The organism is Sphingobium sp. ba1 (assembly GCF_000743655.1).
Lineage (GTDB): Bacteria > Pseudomonadota > Alphaproteobacteria > Sphingomonadales > Sphingomonadaceae > Sphingobium.
In genome coordinates this window covers 26,027-50,267 of the sequence record NZ_JPPQ01000083.1, presented here as the reverse complement: position 1 = coordinate 50,267, position 24,241 = coordinate 26,027, and the positions used below count along the sequence as shown (strand labels likewise).

General features: G+C 64.4%; 24 protein-coding genes. 7 read left to right on the top strand and 17 right to left on the bottom strand.

Annotation, left to right across the window (positions count from 1 at the left end):
- Positions 1-471 precede the first annotated feature (471 nt).
- Positions 472-1,776, top strand: a complete 1,305-nt coding sequence (locus IL54_RS19555) for an MFS transporter (RefSeq protein WP_037479742.1) — start codon at positions 472-474, stop codon at positions 1,774-1,776.
- A 59-nt stretch (positions 1,777-1,835) separates the two neighbouring features.
- On the opposite strand, the gene IL54_RS19550 is transcribed toward IL54_RS19555, so the two are convergent.
- From IL54_RS19550 to IL54_RS19540, 3 genes are all read right to left on the bottom strand, one after another.
- Positions 1,836-2,231, bottom strand: coding sequence for a hypothetical protein (locus IL54_RS19550; protein WP_037479741.1), 396 nt, complete (start codon positions 2,229-2,231; stop codon positions 1,836-1,838).
- The gene (locus IL54_RS19545) at positions 2,228-3,085 is read right to left on the bottom strand and encodes an NAD(P)-dependent oxidoreductase (protein ID WP_272945524.1); all 858 of its coding nucleotides are present in this window, start codon (positions 3,083-3,085) and stop codon (positions 2,228-2,230) included. The genes IL54_RS19550 and IL54_RS19545 overlap by 4 nt, the downstream gene beginning before the upstream one ends.
- Positions 3,086-3,203: 118 nt before the next feature.
- A complete protein-coding gene (locus tag IL54_RS19540; protein WP_037479736.1) occupies positions 3,204-4,529 on the bottom strand; it encodes a spinster family MFS transporter in 1,326 nt (441 codons plus the stop codon).
- A 148-nt stretch (positions 4,530-4,677) separates the two neighbouring features.
- Here IL54_RS19540 and IL54_RS19535 point away from each other — a divergent pair, with 148 nt between their 5' ends.
- Positions 4,678-4,950 carry a hypothetical protein gene (locus IL54_RS19535; protein ID WP_037479734.1) on the top strand — a complete coding sequence of 91 codons (273 nt, stop codon included), beginning with the start codon at positions 4,678-4,680 and terminating at the stop codon, positions 4,948-4,950.
- Between the two features lie 83 nt (positions 4,951-5,033).
- Here the strand turns inward: IL54_RS19535 and IL54_RS19530 are convergent, their stop codons facing one another.
- The 8 genes from IL54_RS19530 to IL54_RS19495 form a co-directional block, all read right to left on the bottom strand.
- Positions 5,034-6,164: a phosphotransferase family protein gene (locus tag IL54_RS19530; protein WP_037479732.1), complete on the bottom strand. Its 1,131-nt coding sequence runs from the start codon at positions 6,162-6,164 to the stop codon at positions 5,034-5,036.
- A 3-nt stretch (positions 6,165-6,167) separates the two neighbouring features.
- Positions 6,168-7,250, bottom strand: coding sequence for a TIGR03857 family LLM class F420-dependent oxidoreductase (locus IL54_RS19525; protein ID WP_037479730.1), 1,083 nt, complete (start codon positions 7,248-7,250; stop codon positions 6,168-6,170).
- Between the two features lie 60 nt (positions 7,251-7,310).
- A complete protein-coding gene (locus IL54_RS19520; protein WP_037479728.1) occupies positions 7,311-7,766 on the bottom strand; it encodes a nuclear transport factor 2 family protein in 456 nt (151 codons plus the stop codon).
- A gap of 13 nt (positions 7,767-7,779) precedes the next feature.
- Entirely contained in the window at positions 7,780-8,973 is a 1,194-nt protein-coding gene (locus IL54_RS19515) for a DUF1214 domain-containing protein (protein ID WP_037480506.1), read from the bottom strand.
- A 1-nt stretch (position 8,974) separates the two neighbouring features.
- Entirely contained in the window at positions 8,975-9,745 is a 771-nt protein-coding gene (locus tag IL54_RS19510; protein ID WP_037479726.1) for a tyrosine-protein phosphatase, read from the bottom strand.
- A complete protein-coding gene (locus tag IL54_RS19505; protein WP_037479724.1) occupies positions 9,742-10,260 on the bottom strand; it encodes a VOC family protein in 519 nt (172 codons plus the stop codon). Before IL54_RS19505 ends, IL54_RS19510 begins: the two co-directional genes overlap by 4 nt.
- Positions 10,261-10,324: 64 nt before the next feature.
- Complete coding sequence (locus IL54_RS19500) at positions 10,325-11,110, bottom strand: SDR family NAD(P)-dependent oxidoreductase (protein WP_037479722.1); 786 nt, start codon at positions 11,108-11,110, stop codon at positions 10,325-10,327.
- Positions 11,111-11,237: 127 nt separating this feature from the next.
- Positions 11,238-12,101 carry an AraC family transcriptional regulator gene (locus tag IL54_RS19495; RefSeq protein WP_037479721.1) on the bottom strand — a complete coding sequence of 288 codons (864 nt, stop codon included), beginning with the start codon at positions 12,099-12,101 and terminating at the stop codon, positions 11,238-11,240.
- 135 nt (positions 12,102-12,236) lie between these two features.
- Between IL54_RS19495 and IL54_RS19490 the strand changes: the two genes are divergently transcribed.
- Both IL54_RS19490 and IL54_RS19485 read left to right on the top strand, forming a co-directional pair.
- The gene (locus IL54_RS19490; RefSeq protein WP_037479719.1) at positions 12,237-13,526 is read left to right on the top strand and encodes a sulfotransferase family protein; all 1,290 of its coding nucleotides are present in this window, start codon (positions 12,237-12,239) and stop codon (positions 13,524-13,526) included.
- A 90-nt stretch (positions 13,527-13,616) separates the two neighbouring features.
- A complete protein-coding gene (locus IL54_RS19485; RefSeq protein ID WP_037479717.1) occupies positions 13,617-13,934 on the top strand; it encodes a 2Fe-2S iron-sulfur cluster-binding protein in 318 nt (105 codons plus the stop codon).
- Positions 13,935-13,946: 12 nt separating this feature from the next.
- On the opposite strand, the gene IL54_RS19480 is transcribed toward IL54_RS19485, so the two are convergent.
- Positions 13,947-14,600, bottom strand: a complete 654-nt coding sequence (locus IL54_RS19480; protein WP_235209595.1) for a TetR/AcrR family transcriptional regulator — start codon at positions 14,598-14,600, stop codon at positions 13,947-13,949.
- 78 nt (positions 14,601-14,678) lie between these two features.
- Here IL54_RS19480 and IL54_RS19475 point away from each other — a divergent pair, with 78 nt between their 5' ends.
- From IL54_RS19475 to IL54_RS19465, 3 genes are read left to right on the top strand one after another with little or no spacing between them, the layout of a single operon-like run.
- Positions 14,679-15,617 carry a Rieske 2Fe-2S domain-containing protein gene (locus IL54_RS19475; protein ID WP_037479713.1) on the top strand — a complete coding sequence of 313 codons (939 nt, stop codon included), beginning with the start codon at positions 14,679-14,681 and terminating at the stop codon, positions 15,615-15,617.
- A gap of 14 nt (positions 15,618-15,631) precedes the next feature.
- Positions 15,632-16,705: an aromatic ring-hydroxylating dioxygenase subunit alpha gene (locus IL54_RS19470; RefSeq protein WP_037479711.1), complete on the top strand. Its 1,074-nt coding sequence runs from the start codon at positions 15,632-15,634 to the stop codon at positions 16,703-16,705.
- A gap of 60 nt (positions 16,706-16,765) precedes the next feature.
- Positions 16,766-17,839: an LLM class flavin-dependent oxidoreductase gene (locus IL54_RS19465; RefSeq protein ID WP_037480504.1), complete on the top strand. Its 1,074-nt coding sequence runs from the start codon at positions 16,766-16,768 to the stop codon at positions 17,837-17,839.
- A 4-nt stretch (positions 17,840-17,843) separates the two neighbouring features.
- Here the strand turns inward: IL54_RS19465 and IL54_RS19460 are convergent, their stop codons facing one another.
- From IL54_RS19460 to cofH, 5 genes are all read right to left on the bottom strand, one after another.
- Positions 17,844-19,499 (bottom strand): FAD-dependent oxidoreductase, encoded by a 1,656-nt coding sequence (locus tag IL54_RS19460; protein WP_037479709.1) that lies wholly within the window; start codon positions 19,497-19,499, stop codon positions 17,844-17,846.
- A gap of 35 nt (positions 19,500-19,534) precedes the next feature.
- Positions 19,535-20,455, bottom strand: coding sequence for a TIGR03619 family F420-dependent LLM class oxidoreductase (locus tag IL54_RS19455; protein ID WP_037479707.1), 921 nt, complete (start codon positions 20,453-20,455; stop codon positions 19,535-19,537).
- Between the two features lie 84 nt (positions 20,456-20,539).
- The gene (gene npdG, locus IL54_RS19450) at positions 20,540-21,196 is read right to left on the bottom strand and encodes an NADPH-dependent F420 reductase (protein ID WP_037479705.1); all 657 of its coding nucleotides are present in this window, start codon (positions 21,194-21,196) and stop codon (positions 20,540-20,542) included.
- Positions 21,193-22,023, bottom strand: a complete 831-nt coding sequence (locus IL54_RS19445) for an SDR family NAD(P)-dependent oxidoreductase (RefSeq protein WP_037479703.1) — start codon at positions 22,021-22,023, stop codon at positions 21,193-21,195. Before IL54_RS19445 ends, npdG begins: the two co-directional genes overlap by 4 nt.
- Positions 22,020-24,241 (bottom strand): 5-amino-6-(D-ribitylamino)uracil--L-tyrosine 4-hydroxyphenyl transferase CofH (gene cofH, locus IL54_RS19440; protein WP_037480502.1); only part of this gene is annotated, 2,222 nt, incomplete at its 5' end. The genes cofH and IL54_RS19445, both read right to left, overlap by 4 nt.

Below are 24,241 nucleotides of genomic sequence, written 5' to 3'. Positions count from 1 at the left end.
ATGTCGCCCGCCGCTGCACGCCGGTTCGGCCCGCCCATGCTGACGATGCTGCGGCGTGGCTGGCTGTCCAGCGAATAGTCGAGATAATGTTTTTCCGGGCTGAAGACGCCGCTGCAAGGCAAGACCCAGTCGAAGTGGCGTACATCGACCCGTGCATCGCACATGGTCGCATGCGCCTCTATATAGAAGTTTTTAACTCCGAACCTTTCCTGGCCGGTCCAATCGCTCTCCGGTCGAAACATCCTGTCCTCCGCCCGTTTCTATTTTTGCGTATGCGCCTGCATAGCCGGACTGATGCCGCCTGGCACTATCTTCGGGTAGGTATTCGCGTGGCCTTATCGCGACAGTATCTGGCCGAAGGGCGGCATAGCCCGGCGATGGTGCGCGCGCGCCCGACGGCTAGGCTGCGCCATCCTGATAATCGGAGAGGCCCAGCATGTATCATCCCCCAACGCCAAGAAGGGCCGCGCCATGAGAGCGCCCGGCGATGCGCGCCCCGACGCCCGCCCAGATATAGGTCGCTACCCCTGGTATGTGCTGGGGATATTGACGCTGGCGCAGACCTGCCACGGCATCGATCGCGCCGTCATCGGCCTGGTGCTGGCGCCGGTCGGGCGGGAATTCGCGTTGTCGGACGGGCAGCTGGGGATATTGGCGGGCTTTGCCTATGGCATCTTCTTCGCGCTGGCCGCCCTGCCCTTCGGCATTGCGGTCGATAGCTGGAACCGGCGCAACCTGATGGCCGCCGCGCTGACGTTGTGGAGCGGGGCGACCGCTCTATGCGGGCTGGCCACCGGCTTCTGGACGCTGGTGATCGGCCGCGCGGCTGTGGGCACGGCGGAGGCGGGTGGTTCCCCCACCGGCATGTCGCTGCTGAGCGATTATTTCGGCGAGGATCGCCGTGCGACCGCGATCGGCATCTGGTATCTAAGTTCGGGCATTGGCCTGGCCATCGCCTTCCTGGTGGGCGGCGCGATCGTTCAGAGCGCGGGATGGCGATGGGCCTTCGTCGCGGCCGGCGTGCCGGGGCTGCTGCTGGCGCCGATCCTGCTGCTGACAGTCCGCGAGCCGCGGCGCGGCGGGCTGGACGGCCCGGCCAAGCCGCAGCATAGCGAGCGCGGGGGCCTGATCCAGCGTATCGGCCTGCTCGCGGCGCGACCGGGGCTGCTCTACTGCATCGGCGCTATCGTACTGATCGCGGCGGGGATTTACGGGATGAGCACATGGCTCACGACCTTCCTGATCCGCGTCCATGCCATGCCGATCGGCCGGGCGGGGATGATCATCGCCATCGCCTATGGCGGGCTGGGGTCGCTGGGCGGTTTCCTGGCGGGCTGGGTGATCGATGCGATCAATCGGCGGCGTGGCGGGTTCGACCCTGCGCGGACCGCGCTGTTCGGGGCGATCATCCCGCTGCTGACCGCCATCACCGGGATCGGCACGATGCTGGTGCATGACCTGCAACCGATGCTGGTGCTGCTGATGGCCTGCGGCTTTTTGAGCGCATCCTATAACGGGCCGATCTATGCCGTGATCGTCACGATCGCGGGGCCGCGGCTGCGCGGTCTGGCGGTGTCGATGGTGCAACTAGGCGCAAACCTGATCGGCGTGGGGGCCGGCACCTATCTGATCGGTGCGGTCAGCGATTATGTGGGCGGGAATGAGGGCATCGCCTGGGGCATCGGCATCGCGATGCTGTTCACCTTTGCCGGTGGGTTAATGTTGCTGATGGCGTCGCGCGCGATACGGCGGGCGGCGGTGCAGGACGTGACATGAAAAAGGGGCGGCCCGGTCGATTATGACCGGGCCGCCCCTTTTGCTTCAGGATCGTTCGTTCATTCCGCAGCTGCGGCGCGTTCCTTGCGGCGGGCCTTGGCCGCTTCTATCCCACGGAACACGGCCGTCGTATTGCCAGCACCGGCGTAGAAGAGGAGGAACAGGGGCAGGAAATCCAGTTCCTCATCCGTGAATTCATCGTTGGTCAGGGCGCCGTTCATCTGGATTTCGACCAGGTCGGGCCGCCCCAGCATTGCCGTGGCCCCCAACACTAGCAGGCGCTTTTCGCGCATCGAGAAGATGTCGCTACCCCACAGATTAGCAAATTGATTGCCGACGATTTCCTGGTTGAAGGACGAGTCGCGGAACGGCAGCGTCATCGCCGACGTGCCCGGCCCATAGACCTTGTCGAAAACTTCCAGACCCTTTTGCCACTGGGCTTCGTCGATGCTCATGCTTTCTCTCCCATCACATCAGCTAGGCCAACGACGGCCTGGTCCGTCCGGCGCGCCAATTCGACCAGCGGCAGCGTAATGCCGTAGCTGCGCGCCAGATCGATCGCGGCGTCCAGATCCTTTATCATCAGCGCGCGGGTATATTCGCGGATCGCCGCCTCCTGATCGCCCGATGCCGGATCGTCGCGTATGGCCAGCATCAACGGGCCGCCCACGCTGTCGGAGCTGGCCTCGATCACGTCGCTCAGCTGGCGGACGTCGACACCGGCGTTGCGGCAAAGGACCGCCGCCTCATAGCCTGCGCGCAGGCCGCCGAAGACGATGACGTTGCGCGCGATCTTTGCCGCCATGCCAGCGCCGGGACCGCCCATATGCGCGACCAGCTTGGCAAAGCCGTCCAGCACCGGGCGCACCCGTGCGACGCCCTCGGCCGAGCCGCCGACCAGGCAGACCAGGCCGTTTTCGCGCGACTTGGGACCGCCGGTCACGCCGCTGTCGATCAGATCGACGCCGGCCGCGTCGGTCAGCGCCCGGATCGCGTCAAGATCCTCGATCGAGACGGTGGCGACCAGCACGATGCTCATGCCCGGTCTCGCCTGCGACAGCACGCCGTCCGGGCCGGACAGGACGTCGATCGTCTGCTTGGCATTGACCACGGCGATGATGACGACATCAGCCTGCCGCGCCAGTTCGGCCGGGCTGGCCACCACTGGCGGCACGCCGTCCAGCGTATCCGCCGCGTCCGCGCGAACGTCATAGACCGCCGCCAACTGGCCGCTGCGCGCCAAACAGATGGCCACCCCCGCCCCGATCTGCCCCAATCCAATTACGCCTGCGTTTCCCATCCTCAACATCCTTTCCGCCGCCTGTTCGCGGTCCTGTGGTCACAATGGCGACAGCGTGGCATAGCCATGGCCCCCGCGTCATCCCGATCATCGCGGCGTGGCCGAACATCGACAGCTTTGCGGGCGGTCACGACGCATTTGCCTCTCGCGGCAGATTTTTGGCGGCCAGCATATAGTGGACCACCGCCAGCACCAGGACCGATGCGGCGACCTGCATACTCAGTTGCAGGCCGTCCGCCGAGGCGGCAAGACAGGCGGGTGTGGGCCGCGCGGAGGCCGATGCCAGGCAGTCGGCGGCATAATCGCCTACATAGAGGAAAGCGGCGAGTCGGTCGCTGAGATAGCCCAGCACCACCGACCCCAGGCCCAGGCCCGCAACCGTCTGGCCAAAACTGTGCAGCGCGGCGGCCGAGGCGCGCATCCGTGGTTCGACCAGCGACTGGGTGATCGTCATGATCGCGGGAAGGAAGGCGTAAAGCAATGTGGTGGCCAGGAACAGGAAGCCCACTAGCCAGCGCCAGTCGCTCTGTTGGATAGCCAGAAGATAGAGCGGCAGCGCCAGCCCCACCGCGATGGCGGGCGCCCAGCCGCCCCAGCGCATGTCGCGCCGGATCAGGCCGCCGATCAGATAGCCGCCGCTGACCTGCCCCACCATCGTCGCCAGGCTGAAGGAAAGCGCGAAGACCATGCCCGCCTGCGCCAGGGGCAGGTCGTAGCGGCGTACCAGCAGGGGAATGAGGAACAGGTTGGTGCCGAACCCGACCATGCCGACAAAGCCGCTGCCAAAGGTCAGGTGCAGGAAGGCAGGCGATCGCCCCAGCCGCCGCAGCACCGCGCCGAAGGGGGGCGTGTCCGCCCGGTCGCCCGCATCGGTGCGGACGGGTTCTGGGATGGTCAGGAACAGCAAGAGCGCCAGCAGCAACCCCGGCGCGCCGACCGCCAGCAGGGCCAGCCGCCAGCCGAAATGCTGGGCAATGGCGCCGCCGCCGATCGCGGCGATGGCGCCGCCCAAGGGCACGCCAAGCGCAATGAGGGAAAAGACGACAGCGCGGCGCGGCGGATCGAACCGGTCGGAGATCATCGACACCAGCGCGGGGGTGAAGCCTGCCTCCCCCACGCCCACGCCCATGCGGCAGAGCAGCAGTTGGAGATAGCTGCCCGCCGCGCCCGACAGCGCGGTCATGAACGACCAGAGCACGGTCACAGCGGCGATGATGCGGACCCGGCTATAGCGTTCGGCCAGCCGCGCAAGCGGGATGCCGAGCGCGGCGTAGAAGAGCGAGAAGGCGAGGCCGCCGAGCATCCCGAGTTGAAGGTCGCTGAGTTGCAGGTCGTGGCGAATCGCTTCGCCCACCACCGCGATGATGGTGCGATCGATGAAGTTGAACATGTAGATCGCGCCCAGCAGCAACAGGAACCAGCGGTCACGCGCGCCAAAACCTGTCTTCCCCATCCTCATCCCCTTTCAGCCTCTTCCCGGCTTTGCGCCGGTAGCACGATACACATAGAACAGATTCTTTTCTATGTGTATCAGTTTCCTCTTGAAACCATCTGGCCGCTGCGGCAACAGATCGGCATTATCGACAGAAGGAATTTTGCATATGAAGACGATCATCATCGCGATCGCGGCGCTGGGCTTGGCGACGCCTGCACTGGCCCAGGCCCCCGCGATCGACCGTAACGAAGCAATCTTTTCCGCCGAGGGCACCAAGATCGGCAAGGTCGAAAAGGTGGTGACGGGCGATGACGGCGCGGTAGCCGCCGTGCGCATCATCTATCGCGGCAAGTTCATCACCATTCCCGCCGCCACGCTGACCGCGAGCGACAAGGGCGTCACCACCAGCCTGTCGAACGCCGACCTCAAGAAGCTCTGAACCTCTGTGGCGGAGGGGGGCGGCAGGCCATGGCCCCCGCCCCCCGGCTTATGGGCAGGCATGGCGGCCACGCGGAACGCGCGTCAGGCCGCCTTGTCTTCGAGCGGCACGAGATTTTGCATGAAGGCGGCGAAGTCCGGGCCAAGCTCTGGAATAGGCAGACCCAATTTTTCGGCCAGATAGAGCGTCATGAAATTATCCTGCAGCGACCGGTTGGTGGCAGGAATATTGCCGATGCCGACCTGCCGGTCGAACGCGCCGACCGCGACCAGCGCCATGCGCAGCGCGGCGACGATGTCGTAATAATCGAGATGCTGGGCCTTTTGCCCGGATGCTGCTTCCCAGATGGCGATCGTCTCGTCGCGGCTTGGCAGCCCCTCCAACCGGGTGACGCCGAAACGGCGGCCGAACAGGTCGTCGAAATAGAGCCACCAGGCCAGGTCCAGCTCCGCGGGTCCCAGTGCGGCGAGTTCCCAGTCGATCAGCGCGTTGACGCTGCCGTCGGGCGCGAACATGACGTTGGACGGCGTTGGGTCGCCCCACAGCACGTTGACGCCCGCGTCGGCAGGCATGTTCGCGCGGACATAGGCCATGGCGGTATCGACGATCGGCATCGGCCGACCCTGTCCCGCCGCCCGGTGCCAAGCTTCGAGCGCGCCGACATATTGGTCGAGGCCTGGCGCGCCATTTTCAGGCTGGGCGAGAAATTCGAACCCGTCGCGCCAATCGATCGTCGCCAGGGTGGCAAAGGCGGCGATGGCGTTGGTGAAGCTGGCGCGGCGCTGGTCGGGGGTCATGTCGACCAGCCAGCCGTCAAGATTATAATTGGGTTTCTGCTTTGCGCATTCGCCCTCTACCTTGCCCATGACCAGGAAGGGCAAGCCCAATATGTCGGGATCGAGATGCATACCGATCCATGGCGGCACGGGCACGTCTCCGCGCGCGTAGAGCGCCGCCATCATCTTGCCCTGTAGCGCCAGGCTGCTGCCGAACACGACTTCCAGGTCCATCGGCTGGCGACGCACGACCAACGTCTGATTCTGTGACCCTACCGGATCGGCATAATCGACGTCAACGAAGAAAATGTCCGCCGAAAAGCCAGCGCCCAGCGTCACGTCGAGCGGACGGACGACGATATCGCGCCAGTCGGGCTTTTCGCTGGCCAGCCAAAATTGCAACTGGGTGGTGATGCGGTCGGGCGTCAGATAGTCCATCGCCTACAGGCCCTTTGCCGCCAGCGCGCGCTTCAGTTCGGTGGTCAGCGGCCCCATATCCTTGGGCGAGGCGCCGTGGAGCAGGATTTCGTCCGCCCCCGCATCCAGAAAGTCCATCAACTGATCGGCACATTGCGCGGCGGTGCCGACGGCCGCGCCTTCGTCGAGCCAATGTTGCGGCATCAGCTTGCTGACATCGACCAGTTCCTGCCTGGTATAGGCCTGGTCGGCCGGCTTGCCGTTCAGGCTGGCGATCTTGGGATGGGCGCGGATCTGGTCCAGCACGCACTTGTCCCAGCCGTTGATATCGACGATCAGGTCGCCGAAACCGGGCAGTTCGAAATAGGTGATGGCTCGACCGCCGACCACGGCTTCCTCCTCATCCTTGGGCAGGTCGGGGGCAACGATGATATTGTGGTAGATGCGGACCGCCATGGGATCACGCCCGGCCTTTTCGGCGGCGTCGCGCACGATCTTCGTGCTGTTCTTCACCCCTTGCGCCGACACGAAGGGATGCAGCAGCACGCCGTCGCAATGTTCGCCGGCAAATTCCAGGCTTTTGGGGCCGATGGCGGTGAAGATGATCGGCGGCGGGGTGCCGCCATGACGATCGGTCAGGCTGATCGCGGGGAATTTTCCCAGCACGCCTTCATAATCGACCTTTTCCCCCGCCCAGAGGCGGCGGCAGATGGAAATCAGGTCGGCCAGCCGCTCCATCGTGATCGGCGGCGATCCCAGCATCTTCATGTAAGCCGGGACGGCGCGCGCGAACATCAGGCGGAAACGGTCGCCACTCAACGCCTGCATCAGGTCCGCGACGCTGGCGGTGACGAGGGGGTGGCGCATCGTCGCGTACATGGTGCCGGTGATGCGGATCTTCGACGTTGCCTGCGACACCGCGCCCGCAAGGACGGCGGGTTCCTTCAGCGCATAGCGTTCAGAAATCCACACGCAGCCAAGGCCGATACGCTCAGCCTCCTGCGCTTCCTCGATACCCCGGCGCGGATCGCTGACCCGTCCAGGCAGGATATAGGTGCCGAACTTGTCGAACAGCGCCTGCGCGCCGGGTTCCATTGCTGCCGTCATATCCTGTCCTCTCAAATCTATAGAGACAGGATTGCCGCGCGAGCGACGCTTCGCAACCTGTCAAAGGACAGGCGCGGGATGCACTTCGACAGTGAGGCGGGTGAGTTTGAGGAACGCGATCTTCCATCCACCGTCCACGCGCACATAGCGTTCGGTGTAGTGGCCAAAGCCGGTGATCGATGCGCCGCCGGGGATCGGGCATGTGCCGGGCGCCCAGACCACCCGGTCCTGCATGGCGGTGACGACATCGGCGCTATCGCCTCGCAGGGCGATTTCGGACGAATGGACCTGATGCGCGGTCTGCGCGTCGATGACGGCGGAGCGGACCTGCTCCAGAATCGCGGCATGGCCGGTGATCGGCGGGTTTCCGGTATCTTCCTGCACGTCCATCACTGCGTCGGGCGTGAACAGGGCGATGAAGCCGTCCCAATCCTTGGCATCGAGCAGGCGGCAATAGCGCGCCTTCACCTGACGGATCGCCTCATAATCTAGCAGCATGGCCAGTGCATCGCTCATGATAATATCGACCTCACCAGATGACGCGCATATGGGCGCGCAATGTGCGCTCACGGATCGCGGCGTCGCGCGCTTCCGGCGTTACCAGCACCGTGTCGGGGGGCAGATGGCTGCGGACGTCGGCCAGCTTCACTTTGCGCATTGTCGGCGTGGGCCGGGCTTCGCTGTTGAACCAGCGGCCCTGGACAGCGCCGCTCGCATAGCCCGCCGTATCGAGCCAGTTATGGACGCCCGGATCGCGCGCAGAAATGACCGCGCGGAACACGCCGTCACCATCGATCACAGCCTGCGCATCGTTCAGGCTCGACTGGTTGTGATACCAGTCGGTCGTTTCATAGAGGTCATTGGTCAGGATGAGCGACCAATAGGCGACGTCGGCCGGGATCGCTACTGCGGTAATCAGCGCTTCGTCATCGCCCAGATCATAGACGCCCTCATAATAGGATTGGCGGGCAAGGCCGGTCATCTGCGAGAAGTCCACGACTTTCAGCGTGTTGATGAGGCCTTCGTCGCGCAGCTTCTGCACCTTATCGGGGAAGGCCAGGGCGCAGACCGCCGCGGTTTTCGGTATTTCGGCAAAGCGATGCGCCAGTTGCGCCAGCGTCGGGCGCCCCTTGGCCGCTTTGTCCGCATCCAGCCGGACGACGCCTAGGCGCGGTTCACGCTCCACGCCCCAGTCGCAACCGACGATGCGGACCATCAGCTTTTCGGTGTCCGGTTTCAATTCCCACCAGTCGCCGCTGTGGCCCTCCGGCCGGGTCGGCGAGAGGATGACGTCGAACGCGCCGTCCGGGCCGACGGCTAGATCGTCGAAATCATTGGCGTCCTGTGCAGGATGATGCTGGCCGGTGCGCAGGGTGTCGGGGCCAAGCTGCGCCAGGATCATCATCCGGGTCGTGCCGCGATCGCCCCGGATGCGATAGGTGCCGCCCTTTTCGATCAACGCCGCCTTGTAGATGGTGTCTGCATTGGGCTGAAAGATATTCTGGCAGATATTGAGTTCGGGCACGAAGATCGGATGGCTGCGGTCATGCATGATCGCGTCGTTGGTGGTGCGCAGGACGCCGGAGAGCAGCAGGCGCATGGCCTCCTGCATCACCTGCGGGTCTTCATGCAGCCGCGCCGGGATGCGATCGCGCATTTGCTGGCCCAGCGGGCGCAGTTGGTCGAGCAACTGTTCCCATTCGTAGATCGCAGTGTCCGTCATCTCATTCTCCGCCAGTAACGAGAGTTTGCCGCAGCGCGTCGCGCCGATCGGCATCCACACCCGCCGCCTGAAAATAGCCGTCGATCCCGCCCCATTGCGACGCCACGACATCAAGCGCGCGGTTCAGGAAATCGGCATGGACGCCGATCAGCACCGCGACCATGTCGTCAGGCGGAACAAAGCCGAACGTCTTTTGCAGATCGCCCTTCAGATGGCCCGACATCACCAAATTCTGGCCGAACACGTCGGACTTGCGATAATCTTCGGCGATCGCATCGCGCGGGACGCCCAGCAGGTCGAGGATCAGGGCGACCACCACGCCGGTCCGGTCCTTACCCGCCGTGCAGTGGACTAGCATCGGCGTGTCGCCCGCCAGCAGCGCGTCGACCATCGGCCCGACATGGGGCAGGAACGCCTGGGGCATCAGGCCATAATTATGAGTCATCACGGCGATGGCGCGCGCCTGTGTCGGGTCGCGGCCTAGCGTCATCCACATATCTTCGCCCTGCGCGCGCAGGTCGGTGTTCATGTCGAGATCAAGGATGCGGCAATCGGCCCCGCACCAGTCATGGGGCGCCTTTTCGCGCTCCATGTCCGAGCGGAGGTCGGCGACGGTGCGAAAGCCCAGTTCGGCCAGTTCGGCATGATGGTCTGCAAGGAAACTGGCCGGGCCTTCGGATCGGTACAGGATGCCGGGTCGCACCTGCCGGCCATCGCGGGTCGGCAGTCCGCCGATATCGCGGAAGTTGAGGCGGGACAGGGCAAGGGTCATGACGGACTTTCCAGTGGAGGGTAGGCAGGCACGATGCCGCGCATCTGGGCCAGCAGGTCCGGCGACATCCAGACATGTTCGACATAATGGCCCAGCGTGGCGCGCTCGTCGGTGTAGATGTAGCGCAGCATGTCGCCGATCGCCCCGTCGAACGCGACCGGATGCGTAGTTAGGTCGAGCGAGGCGACATGCGCGTCCCAGTTGGAGAGCGGACCGTCGATGCGGGCAGCGATATGGTGGAAGCGGATGGCCAGATCGTCGCCGCCGGGCAGGACGTCGCTAAACAGTGGCGCGGTGTCGCCAATCGGTTCGATCAGTTCGACCTCGACCCCGCCGACCAGCGCCAGCGCGATCTTGAGCACCGGCTTGCCCGCCGAGTTTTCGCCCGGCTGGATGTTCGACATTTCGAAAAAGCCCGGCGTGCCGTATTCGGCGGTCAGCCGGGCCATGGCGGCGGCCAGATCGTTGGTCACATAGGCGATCTGGCTATGATGGCTGTTGGGCCGGGCGAACATGCGCTTCTCCTATAAGGCGTGCCCGATCAGCCGCATCGCGGCTGGCCTGGCACCTGCCGGACGGTCAGTTGGCGAACAGCTTGCCACCGTCGATGACCAGCGTGTCGCCCGTATGATAGGCGGCCATGTCGCTGGCGAGATAGACGACAGCGCCTTCCAGATCGGCGGGCTTGCCCGCGCGGCCCAGTGGTGCTTTGGCCGCGACCATGTCAGCGAGCATCTGGCCGATGGCGGGGTCGGCAAAGGTCATGTCGGTTTCGATGAAGCCCGGCGCGATGACGTTGCAGCGCACTCCGATCGGACCCAGTTCGGCGGCTAGCGCCTTGGCCAGAGAATTAAGGGCGCCCTTGGCGATGCCGTAATGGGCCATGGTAGGTACGCCCTGAAAGATAGACCCGCTGCCGCAGATGATGAGTGACCCGCCCGGATCGCCGGCCTCAGCCCTTGCCTTCATATGCCGAGCGGTTTCCCGCAGCGCAAAGACTGCGCCATCGAGATTGACGTCGATCAGTTTGCGGTATGTTCCTACATCCATGTCGGTGAAGGCAACCTGGGTGGCGATACCCGCATTGGCGACCAATGTATCGACCCGGCCCATCGCGTCGAGCGCACGAGCAAAACCAGCTACGATTGCTGGTTCGCTGGCCACATCGACGCTGTCGGCAAACACTCGGACCCCATATTGACGCAACGCATGCGTTGCCTCTTCATTTCGATCCGAGCGACGACCCCACAGGATGATGTCGCTTCCTGCACGGGCCAGCCCCCTGGCATAGCCGAACCCCAGTCCCGAATTGGCACCAGTGACCAGCGCCACTTTGCCGCTAAGATCGAACAGATTTTCCGGCATAGCGTGTCTCCTGATAGCCGCCCGTCATGGGGCAGCGCTTTGGCGTAACAGTGTTGGGGAAATCACTCGGCGACAAGCATGCCGACTTTCGCAGTCACGCCAAAGGCATCGCAAAAACGCCTTGCTCTCAATGTAGCATCGTTTTCCGAAACTGTCGGGGGGTGATCCCGGTAGCTCTACGAAAAGCAGAAGAAAAGGCCGCTGCGCTATCGAATCCACACTCCCAGGCAACAACCTTAATTGCGGGCCCCACTTGGCGCAGCAACTGTCTGGCCCGATTGATCTTGCGATCTGTAACATAATGGGTGAGTGTCTGACCGGTGGCGGCGCGGAACTGGCGGAAGAAATGGCGGTTGGACAGGCCGCACTCCGCTGCCAGATCGGCGACGGTCGGGGGCTTGCCGGGTTGTTCGATGCGATCGGTGATCCGCCGGACCTGCGCACGGGACAGCCCGGAGCGTGCGCCCTCTTCCTTGACCGAAAGGCGCAGATAGCGTTGCAGATCGACCCAGGCCTGCACCCACAGGGCCTGCGCCAGCATATCGCTACAAAAGCCCGGCGCGGCGATCTCGTCCGCGATGCGCCGCAGCCCGTCGCGTACGGCCGGGCTGCGGACGTCGAGCGATGCCTGCAAGGCCGCCTCCGACATGGCCATATCTTCGCCGTCGAACGCTGCGCCGTCGAAGCCGCAGCAGATCGACGTCTGTTCTCCCTCTCCCCAGGCGGTGTGCAGCGGCGTGCCGGCCGGAATGAAGAGGATATCGCCCAGTGCGTTGCAGGGCGTGTCATAGCCGCCGCAGGGTGGGCCGGGACGGGGCGACAACGCCAGGTCGAGAAAGCTGCGGGGCGAGGAGAAGACGCCCGCCTGCGCCCCGCGAAAACGGTAATGGTGCAGTTCCATTACCAAGCCCGGCAACGCGATCCGCCCATTGACTGTGCAGTCGATGGCGGACGTGACGGGCAGGTCATAGACTTGGGAAGCAGCGTCCATTCATCCTCTCCGCTTGGGCCTTTCCCTGACCCTTTGGCGCGATGGCGTAGCAATTGGCGCAGCGGCGATGGCCCCGCACCTTGCCGGCGACAGGGTCGGCACGATTAGATGCGCCAACAAAAACAGGAGAGCGACATGGGCAGTTCCACGCAAGATGTGGCCGCACGCTGGAACATCATCGACATTACCGATCTACATCATCCGGTGCTAACTGAGGTTCAGAAACAGGTGATGGCCGGGGCCGAGGCGGCGGCGGACCAGATCGTGTTCCAGCCCGTGTTCATATTGGGCGCGGCGCAGGCGCAGACCGGCCTGTCGGATTTCGGCGCGGCGGATTTTCGCGAACGGTTGGCGGTGTGGTGCCAGGCGATCGACGAGGATGCCAATGCGTCCGCCGTCGCCCGCGCCACCCTGTTCCAGATGATGATCCGCTATGCCGCGACCCGGTTGCGGATCGAGGATATCGTCAAGCGCCACCCGGAGATAGTGGACATCCCGATCGAGCGGCCGATCATCGTCGCGGGCCTGCCGCGATCGGGCACGACGCATTTGCTGGGGCTGTTGTCGGCCGATCGCCGTTTCCGGTCGCTGCCCTGGTGGGAGGCCATCGCGCCGGTGCCCGCGCCCGACGAGGCGCCGACGCCCGACGACGCCAATCCGCGCTGGACCAAGGCGGAACAGGGGTGGCGGATGATGGAGTCTATCCTGCCGCACATGGCGATCATGCATGAATTTTCGCCCGACCATATCAGTGAGGATATCGAGTTGCAGGCGCCCGATTTCTCCTCCTACCTGATCGAATGGCTGGCAATGGTGCCGCGCTGGCGCGACTATTATCTGAGCCATGACCAGTCGGGCACCTATGCCTATCTGAAGAAGGCGTTGCAGGTACTGACATTCCTGAACGGCCCCAACCGCTGGGTTATCAAATGCCCGCAGCATATGGAGCAATTGCCCGCGCTGTATAAGATCTTCCCCGACGCGACCTTCGTCATCACCCATCGCGATCCGGTGGGGTCGATCCGGTCGCAACTGACCATGTATACTTACGCAGCGCGGATGTTTCGCAAGTGGGTCGATTTACAGGAGCCGCTGGGCTATTGGCCCGACCGCTATGAGAGGCTGTTGCGCGCCTGCGTGCGGGACCGCGACATATTGCCGCCCAATCAGACGATCGACGTCTATTTCCACGATTGGATCAAAAATCCCGATCCGATCCTGAAGGAAATTTACCGCATCGCCGACATCCCCCTGACCGATGAGGTGCTGGCCGACCTACATCTCTATCTGGCCGAGCATGGCGAGCAAACGAAGGGCAAGATCGTCTATGACCTGGAACGCGATTTCCATGTCACCGCCGAAGAGTTGCGGCGGCCCTTCACCTTCTATTTCGATCGGTTTCCGGTTGCGATCGAAGTGAAATAGAGCGCGTCCCGCCCTGTCTTCCGGCAGGCAGGGCGGCGTGTCCGTGTGCATAAAGCTGGTCGACCATTCCGATTCCAGACGAGGAATATCATGCCCGAACTGAACGTCATCACCCGCGACGGCACCTGCAAGACGATCGATGCGCCCGCCGACATTTCTGTGATGGAAGCCATCCGCGATGCCGGCTTCGACGAATTGCTGGCGCTGTGTGGCGGCTGCTGTTCGTGCGCGACCTGCCATGTCTATGTCGACCCCGCGGTCGCCGCGAGCCTGCCGCCGGTCACGGACGATGAAAGCGACCTGCTCGACGGATCGTCGCATCGCAACGACCTTTCGCGCCTGTCGTGCCAGATCATGTTGACGCAGGCCCTGTCGGGCATGACCGTCACGATCGCGCCCGAAGATTGACGGCAGCGCGGGTCAGGCGACGGGCGGCAGCAGCGCGGCGAGCAGGAAACCGGCCAGCCGGTCGGCCTGCGCGGCGGCATGGGCGTCATCGACTTCGCCCCCTGCCCCCAGCCGCTGTTGCATCGGCACGGCGGAGAAGTAGAAGCCCACCCCCTGTACCAGCAATGCCATCAGCGCGGGGGTGGACAGATCGTGCACCGGCCGTTGCCGCCGCACCGCGTCCAGCAGATCGTCCAGTCGCCGCTGGAACGGCAGCACGAAATGTTCGACGATATGGTCGAGCCGCCAGGTCGAGCGGCATCCTTCGACATTGGTGAGCGAGACGATGTCGCCATTGCGGGTCGCCCAGAGGCAGAAGCGCTGGATCAGGTGGCGCAGGCGGACTTCGGCGTCTGCGGGTTCGTCGAACGCGGCTTCGACGAAGGGCGATGCCTGCGCCATGCGCCAATCGACTGCGCGGACCCACAAATCCTCCTTCCGCCCGAAGCGGACGTTGAGCAGATTATGGCTGACGCCCAGCCGCTTGGACAGGTCGCGCAGCGTCGTCCCTTCATAGCCGCGTTCGGCGAAGGTCGCGAAGGCAAGCCCAAGCAACTGGTCCTCATCCAAGGCCTGGACGGCATTGAGGGCGGGGCGGCCACGGGCGCGCTGGGGTCGATCGAGCATCTGCTGATCCATAGTGAAAAGACGTTGACATATAAATTGTCATACGTCAATTTAATCGCAGGAGTAAGGATAACCGCTATGAGTCTCGATACCGATCTTTGGTGGGCCGTCGCCCGGTCTGAGGAAGTCACGTCCAAAAAGCCGCTGTCGGTGGACATTGGCGACCAGCCGGTGGTGCTGTGGCGCGACCATCAGGGCATTGCCCGCGCGCTGGAGGATCGCTGTCCCCACCGCCGCGCGCCGCTGTCGCTGGGCTGTATCCGCGACAACGGGCTGATCCAGTGCGGCTATCATGGCTGGAGCTATGATGGCGAGACGGGGCGGCTGAAAGAGATCCCAAACATGAAGGATCAACAGAAATTTCCGCCGCTTTACAAGGCCAATGCCTTCGGCGTCAGCGAACAGGCCGGCTTCGTGCGCGTCTGCCTGAACCCCAAGGCAGAGGCGCCACTGAGCGCTGACCCTAAATATGGCTATATCGGCACGGTCAACGTCAGTTGCGGCCATCAGGAATATCTCGATGCCCTGTATGACGATCCCGCGCTGATCCTGGCGATCCGGGGCGTGCGGTTCAGCCCCTATATCATGTCCGAACTGCATGAAGAGGGCGAAATGCTGGTGATGGAGCGCAGTTGCCAATGGCACCCGCTGCATTGGCCATCGCATTTCGTCGCCGAATTTCCGCTGACGCTGCTGACCCGCACCCATCCGCTGACCGGCGAGACGCGTCTGACGCTGCGCGACGACGCCTTCAACGACCTGCTCCATGCCGTGCTGTCCCCCGTCCCTGCAGCGCGCGGCGTGACCGCCGTGCGCTGGCGCGCGGAACTGGGCGTGCGTCGGCCGGGGCTGCGTGGCGCGATGCTGCGCGGGATCAATCCGCTGACCGTCCTGTCGTCCATCGACGGATCGAAGCTGCGGACCACCAAGCCGACCGTATCGCTGCATGGCGAGGATTTGCGCAACGCCCTGCTCGACGCGCCGCAGGACACCCACGACCAGACCGTAGCGGCCTGAAGGAGGATTTGACCATGTTAGACATCGCCGATCACCCCGCATCCCATGACGACAATAGCGCGCCGCCATCCGGTGGCAGCCCGATCGCCATGAATGTCGTCAACCGCTGGGTTCCGCACAATATCGTGATGCGCGACAGCTGGTTCCCGGTCGCCCACGACTATTCGGTGACGGGCAAGCCGGTGCGCCGTGCCGTCTATTCCAACCCGATTTTCCTGTGGCGCGACAATGGCGTGGTCGTGGCCAGCGAGTTCCACCCCAATGAGCGCGTGGTGCGTGACAAGAGCGACTATACCGACGCACGTGGCCACTATCCGGTGATGGAACATTATGGGGTGGTCTGGATCTGGCTGGGCAATCCGCTGGCGGCCGATCCGCGCCATTTGCCCAGCCTGCCCTTCCTGCCGCCCAAGGGTGGCCTGCCCCGGCACATGACGGCGACGGTGCGCTTCGAAAGCGCCGCGCCGATCAGCCTCGAGAATCTGATCGACCTGACCCATGCCGATTTCCTGCACGCCGACGTCGTGGGCGACGAACGGTCGGACAGCGAGACGATCGAGACCTATTATGACAGCGAGACCGTCACCATGGTCCGCACCTGCGTCAATAAATCGGTCGCGCCCGTGATGAAATTCTTCAGCGGCATCAAGCAGCCGACCCAGAATGTGCGGCAGGTGATCCGCATCTATCTGCGGTCGCATTGCGCGATCGCCTATGGCCGGTTCAGCCCCGGCGACGACGTGCCGCTGTTCCACCCCTGCACCCCTGAAACGCGGGATCGTACGCGGATGGAAATGGTCATGAACACCAGCAATGCCGGGCGCATGTTCAGCTATGTCATGCCCAAGGCGGGCTACAAGGTGTCGCGGCAGGACAGCTATATGACCTCCCCGCAAAGCCCGCGTTACATGCGCCATACCGACCGCAAGGATTTGCACAGCAAGTTCGACCAGGCCGGGCAGCGTTATCGCATGGCGATGATGGAACTGGCCGATCGCCAGGCAAAGGGCGACTTCGCCTATCGCGATAATGTGAGCGCCGATTGCAGCGACATCATCGGCCTGCGCAAGGAACTGTTCCAGTTCTGATCTCCCCCTCCCCCTGAAGGGCGGACCACTATGGTCCGCCCGGTTTTTTCGGGATGCTTCATGCCAAAGCTCGTCAACGCCGTCGGCGGCGAACGCCGCTGGTGGGGGGTCATGCCGACCCTGCCCGCCCCCATGATGGGCGGGATCGGCCAGAAGATGGAGCAGGTCGGCTTCGAGGGTTGCTTTTCGCTCCAGATTTACGGCCCGCCCTTCGTGCCGATGGCGGCGACGGCTGCGCTGACCAGCAGCCTGAAGGTGGGCACCGGCGTCGCGATCGCGGGCACGCGCAGCCCGGTCGAAACCGCCTATGCGGCGATGGACGTGGACCGGATTTCGGGCGGGCGCTTCGTGCTGGGGCTGGGGTCCAGCATCAAGAGTTGTGTCACCGGCATGTATGGCGAACCGGAACGCAAATTGCTGACCCATTTGCGCGAGAGCGTGAAGGTGATCCGCTATGTCATTGCCAACGCGCATACCGGGCTGGACCCGATCGAGGGCGAGTACTTCACCGCCGATTTTGGCGAGATGATGCTGACGGCGCCGCCAGTTCGTGTGGAAATCCCGATCTGGATCGCTGCGTTGCAGGACAAGATGACCGCGCTGGCGCTGGAGGTTGGCGACGGGCTGATGGTCCATGCGCTCTGGTCGGCGGCCTATGCGCGCAGCAAGCTGCCCTTCATCGAAGCGACGCTGGCCAAATATGGCCGCGCGCGCAGCGACATAGAGATTAACGCCTGGCCTTGGATCGCGGTCAACGACGACAAGCAGAAGGCGATCGACGACAGCCGCGCGACGGTGGCCGCCTATTCGGGCTATAAGGAATATGAGCCGTTCTTCGAAGCGATCGGCTTTGGCGACCAGGCGCGGGCCTGCCAACTGAGCCTGGGCGAACATGGCGACATCGCCAAGGTGATCGGCAATGTGTCCGATGATATGGTAGAGGCGTTCGTGACCTGCGGCCCGGTGGACGAGGTGCTGGAGAAGATCGAGCCCTTCTGGGACGTGGTGGATTCGCTCTGCCCGATGACGCCCTATCGCCACCTGACGATGGCGCAGATGACCGACTATAATGCGGGTCTGTACGCACTGGTCGCCACCGCGAAGGCGCGGGCCGGGGTCAGCGAACCCGCCTGAACGGTCAGACGGGCACCAGCGCTTCCGCCATCGCCTGCCCCGCAATATAGCCCGTCACCATCGCCGGACCAACATTGCAGCCATGGGCGGGCGACTTGCCGCGCCAGATGGAATTGGCGTCCAGCCCCGCGGCATAGAGGCCCGCGACCGGCGCACCACCGGTGCCGATGACCCGACAATGCGCGTCGATCTTCAAGCCCACCGTGGTCGATCCGTCGCCCGGATGGATCTTGATCGCGTAGAAAGGCGCCTTTTCGACGCGGCCGAGGCAGGGGTTGGGTTTGTGCTTCGGGTCGCCGATCTCGATGTCGATCTGGGTATCGCCCTTGCCGAAATCGGGGTCTCTGCCGGTTTCGGCGTAACGATTCATCTTGGCCACGGTCGCGAGCAGGCCGTCGCCATCGACGCCGATCTTGTCGGCGAGTGCCCGCAGAGTCGGCGCTTCGATCACATAGCCAGCCGCGATCAGCTTTTTCAGCCCGCCGCCGCCGGGCAGCACCATGCCCATGCCGTAGGTCTTGACGCAATGGGCGTCGCCGATGATATGGGCGGGCACCGTACCGGTGGCGTGCATCGCCTCAACGAAATGCACCGACGCTTCGTTGCCGAACCGCTCGCCCTTCCCGTTGACGGCGATGCAGCCGGGTTTCGACATGTCGATCAGATGCGCGTAGCGGGCGACATAGCCGTCGGGCCGGGTCATGGTGGATACCACGGCCCAAACGGCGTTGACCAGATTGTCGCCGTCCAGCGATGCGCCAGCCTCCAGACCCATATTCATGCCGTCGCCGGTATTTTCGTAGGGGAGGATAGAGACATGGTCCTCCGCATAAGGGATATAGGCTTTGCGCAATTGCTCGCTGGCGGAAAAGCCGCCCGCCGCCAGCAGCACGCCGACGTTGGCGGCGATATCCTCGCCACCCACGCGCACGCCGGTCACGCGGCCGTCGGCGACCAGCAGGCGATCGACCGCCGCGTACTTGCGCAGGGTTATGCCCGCGTCGAGCGCGGACCGCAGCAGCCGCGCGACAAGGGCGTTGCCCATCGTCAGACGGGTGCCACGCGGGTAGCGGCGCAGCTTGTCCGCGCCGAATTTCGCGGCAAGCTTGCCGAAGTGGAACAGGGATTTGGGCGAAGGCATCTCCGCCAAATAGGGCAGATCGAACAGGTCGATCATGAAGCCGCCGGGTGCGTTGAATTCCTCGCGCGCGGGGCGCAGGTCGGCGAAATGCGCGCCGAGCTTCTTGCCGTCATATTCCTGGGGCGACAGCAGGCGGCCATGGTCGGCGGACCCGGCGATGTCGGGATACCAGTCGCTGCTGGGCGGCGAGAGGAGGAAGCGGACGGCGCTGTTGTTTTCCAGCCAGGCGACCATGGCCGGCGCGGCGTCAAGATAGGCGTCGATCAGCGCCGGGTCGGCGCTTGGCCCGATGACGTCCAGCACATATTGGCGCGCGACCGCGGCGCTGTCATCGACCCCGGCGGCCTGCGCCTGCGGACTGCCCGGCACCCAGATGCCGCCCCCCGATATAGCGGTGGTGCCGCCGAAATGCGCGGCCTTTTCCAGCACCAGCACCGACAGGCCTGCCGCAGCGGCCCGCAGCGCCGCCGTCAAGCCCGCCGCGCCCGATCCGACGACGACCACATCATATTGGGTCATGATCTACTCCGATTCACTATGCGGGTGGGCAATGCTCACACCCTGGGCATGATTTCTTCGGCTACCCAGTGCAGGCGCTCAATATATTCGGTCAGGCCCGTCATGCCCGGTGGCAGCGGCACGATCGTTTCGTTGACGCCCAAATCCTTCAGCCAGCCGATCTGGTCGATGATTTTCTGCGCATTGCGGGTGCCGGGCGCGCGGGGATCATCCATAATTTCGTGATGGGCGCCGACATTTAGCATTTCCAGCGCGAAGAACAGGTCGATCGGGCGACCGTCATAGGTCGGCTGCGCGCGGATAAGGTCGAGACATGCGGGGAATTTTTCGGGCGGGGTGCGGAAGGGCGACCAGCCGTCGCCGAATTTCGCCACCCGCTTCAATACCGGTTCCGCGTCACCGCCGAACCAGATCGGCAGGCGCGGCTGCTGCACCGGCTTGGGCGCGAAGCCGACATTCTTGAAGGAGACAAATTCCCCTTCGAACGTCGGCGTGTCGGACGTCCATAGTTCGATGATTGCGGCGACATATTCGTCCGCCATGCGCCCGCGATTGTGGAAATCGACGCCCAGCATGTCGAATTCCTCCTTCAGCCAGCCGACGCCGAACAGCGCGGTCGCGCGGCCGCCGCTCAGCCAGTCGAGCGTGGACCAGGCCTTGGCCTGTACGATCGGGCTTTGCAGCGGCAGGATGGAGACGGACGAGCTGACCCGCATTTTCGATGTCCGCCCGGCGAGGAAAGCGAGCGCCACCGTGCCATGGACATAATGGTCGCCAGACAGGGCGATATGTTCCTGCGGGATGATGAAATGTTCGCCCAACATGCATTTGTTGAAGCCCAGATCGTCAGCGACCTTAAGCGCGCGACCGATATCGTCGCCGGTCAGCGCATGTTCCCATGGCTGGGTCATCGCCGCCACATGCATCGAATTGGGCACGCCGATGTTGAGCTTCATTCCTCTATCCCCTGTATCGTTTATGCCCGGCAGGATGGCGCGCCCGGTGGCCGGGTCGCACCTTCCGCCCGGAAGGGGTTGCGCTCAATCCGTCGGCGGGATCAGGTCGCCGGTGATGCGGATGCCCGCGCCGTCAACCTTGTAGGTCTTGTTGAGGAAGATGAGGATCGAGGTCAGGGCTTCGGCCGCCGCCGAATTGCACAGCGCGCCACCGTGCAGGCCGCGCAGGCCCATCGCGTCGGCCAACGCGACGACCTGGCCCCGCGCCGCCTTGTCATCGCCGAACACCAGCACGTCGCAGCCGACATCGACATCCTTGGCCAGCTTGTGCGCGGCGACATTGTGGAAGGCAGACACGACAGTCATCCCTTCGCCCAGCGCGGCCTGCGCGCGGAGCGCGGCCGATCCCTCGGCGGGGAGTTGCACGCGCATCACCTTGGGCGGGACCAGCGGGACGGTGGTGTCCACCACGATCTTGCCCGCGACATGGGGCGCGATGTCGCGCAGCGTCGCGTCCTGCGCCGCGAAGGGCACGGTGACGATGACGATGTCCGCGCCGGCCGCCGCGTCGATATTGGTGGCGCCGGAGAGGCCGTGGCCGAGTTCCGCCGCCGTCTTTTGCGCGCCGTCCGCGCTGCGCGATCCGATAACGACGGGATAGCCCGCACGGGCGAGGCGCCAGGCGATCGCCGCGCCCAGATTGCCGGTGCCGCCGACGACGGCGATGGATGGAAAGTTCATGCGCTGGTTCCTGATTGCATGGCAGCGAAGCGCATCATGTCCGCATAGACCGCCGAATGGGATGTAAAGCCGCCATCGGCGACGATCGATGCGCCCGTAACATAACGGGCCTGGTCGGACGCGAGGAAGGCGACGACTTCGGCGATATCCTCCGGCCGGCCCAGATAATCGACCAGATTATGTTCGGTCATCAGCTTCTGGGCCTCTGGCGGCATATTGTCGTCCAGCGCCTCTGTCATCACCAGGCCGACCACGACCACGTTGGAGCGGATGCCCTGCTTGCCATATTGGGTGGCGATATATTTGGAGAGGCCCAGCATCCCTGCCTTGGTCGTGCCATAGGCAGGATAGTCGACATCGCCCGCCAGCCCCTTGCCGGAACCTGTGAAGACGATCGACCCGCCGCCTGCCGACAGCAGATGGGGGATGGCGTGCTTGGCGCACAGCATCGACCCGCGCAGGTTGGTGGCAAAAGTGCGATCCCAGAAGGCGACGTCCATGTCGGCGATCAGCGCGTCTTCGTGCATCAGGCCGGTCTGGGCGGCGTTGCTGTGGAGGATATGGAGGCCGCCGAAATGATCGACCACCTTGGTTATGCCCGCCGCGATCGAGGCTTCCTCCATCACGTCCATGGCGACGGCGAGCGCCTGCCCGCCCTGCGCCGTGATTTCGTCGACCACATGGGACAGGCGCGATTCGGTGCGGCCGGTGATCGCGACCTTCGCGCCGCGCTGCGCCATCATCAGCGCGGTGGCGCGGCCGATGCCGCTGCCGCCGCCGGTGATGATCGCGACCTTGTCCTTCAGAGGGTGCAAGAGATCGGTCATAGGGACTCCGTGATGTGGGTTTGCCGGGGCGATACCGGATCATAAAGGGTAGTGCGCTGGCGGACGGGACGTCCGACCGATGCGGCGAGCGCACGCATTTGCGTGGGGCCAAATTCCTGGCCGTTGACGCCACCCGCCGCGCGGGTGATCGATTCGTCCATGAGCGTGCCGCCCATGTCGTTGGCGCCCGCGTTCAGGATTGCCGCCGCCCCCTCCGGTCCCATCTTGACCCAGGACACCTGGATATTGGGGATCAGCGGATGCAGGACGATGCGGGCGATGGCGTGCATCAGCACCGCCTCGCGATAGCTTGGTCCCGACCGGGCCAGCCCCTTGCGCCAGATCGGCGCTTCCATATGGACGAAGGGCAAGGGGACAAATTCGGTGAAGCCGCCGGTCTGTTCCTGCAAGGCGCGGATGCGCAGCAGGTGGCGCGCCCAGTGGCGATAGCCCTCGACATGGCCGAACATGATCGTCGCGGTGCTGCGCAGGCCGATGCCATGGGCCACGCGCATCACTTCGATCCATTCGTCTGCGCTGACCTTGTCCGGGCATATCAGCGCGCGGATTTCGGGGTCGAGTATCTCGGCCGCGGTGCCGGGCAAGGTGGAGAGGCCCGCCGCCTTCAACTGCGCCAGATAATCCTCCAGCGGCAGGCCCAGCGTATGCGCGCCATGGGTAACTTCCAGCGGGGAGAAAGCGTGGATATGGATGTCCGGCGCGGCTTTGCGCACGGCCTTCAGAACGGAGAGATAGGTGTTGCCGTCATAGTCGGGATGGATGCCCCCTTGCAGGCAGACTTCGGTGGCGCCGCGATCCCATGCTTCGGCCGCGCGCCGTCCAACCTCGGCATAGTCGAGCCGGTAGGCGGGGCCGCGCATCGCCTTCGTACTGCCCTTCGAAAAGGCGCAGAAGCCGCATTTGTAGAGGCAGATATTGGTGTAGTTGATGTTGCGATTGACGGCATAGGTCAGCGTGTCGCCGATAGTCTCCTGCCGCAGCCGGTCGGCCTGGGCGACGATGGCAGCAAGGTCGTGGCCATCGGCATCGAACAGGGTGACGATGTCACGCTCGCTCAGGCGCGCACCAGCTTCGGCGTGGCGCAGGAGCGCCTGCACCGATGCCGATGCCTGGCCGACATCGCCGCCGATCAGCGCGGGCGCGTCGTCGCCATGCCCGGCGGCCCAATCGTCGGGCTTGGGCAGGCCGCGTCCGTCGATCGCGCGCAGGATAAGGGTTGCGACCGCAGGCGCGGCCCAATCCTGCGCCGCCAGCGCGTAACGTGGCCCGATGGCAAGGCGTTGGGAAAGCGTGCGGCCAGCGGCGCGGGTGGCCTGCGCCAATGTCTCCAGATGGGGCCATGGGGCTTCGGGGTTCACATGGTCGGGCGTCACCGGCGACACCCCGCCCCAGTCGTTTACCCCGGCCCGGATCAGCGGAGCAAGATCGACTTGGTCGTGGAGGTTGGGCGGCGCCTGGATCGTCATGTCCGGTCCCAGGATCAGCCGCGCGGCGGCGATCGTCCAGAGATGATCGTCGAGCGCCGGTTCGGCATGTTCGGCCATCCGCGTGCCCGGCTTGGCCCGGAAATTCTGGATGATGACTTCCTGAATATGGCCATATTGGCGATGCAGGTCGCGGATGGCGACCAGCGCGTCGACCTGTTCGTCGCGGGTTTCGCCGATGCCGATCAGCAGCCCGGTGGTGAAAGGCACTTTGGTGCGGCCCGCCTCCGCGATCGTGGCCAGACGACGCGCAGGCTGCTTGTCGGGCGAGCCGAAATGCGGGCCGCCACGCGCGCACAGCCGATCTGCGCTGCTTTCCAGCATGATGCCCATCGACGCGGCATGGGGGCGCAGCAGGGCATAGTCGGCCGCGTCCATCAGGCCGGGGTTGAGGTGGGGCAACAGGCCGGTTTCGCGCAGGACCAGTTCCGCCATTTCGGCGAGGTAGGAAAGCGTGGAATCATGGCCCAGCCGGGCCAGCGCGTCGCGCGCCGCGGCATAGCGGTCCTCGGGCCGGTCGCCCAGGGTGAACAGCGCCTCCCGGCACCCGGCCTCAGCGCCCGCGCGCGCGATCGCCAGGACTTCTTCGCGGCTGAGATAGGCGTCGACCGCCGGCGCCGGTGTGGTGGCAAAGGTGCAGTAATGGCAGACGTCGCGGCATAATTTGGTGAGCGGAATGAACACTTTGCGCGAATAGGTGACGCGGGTGCCAT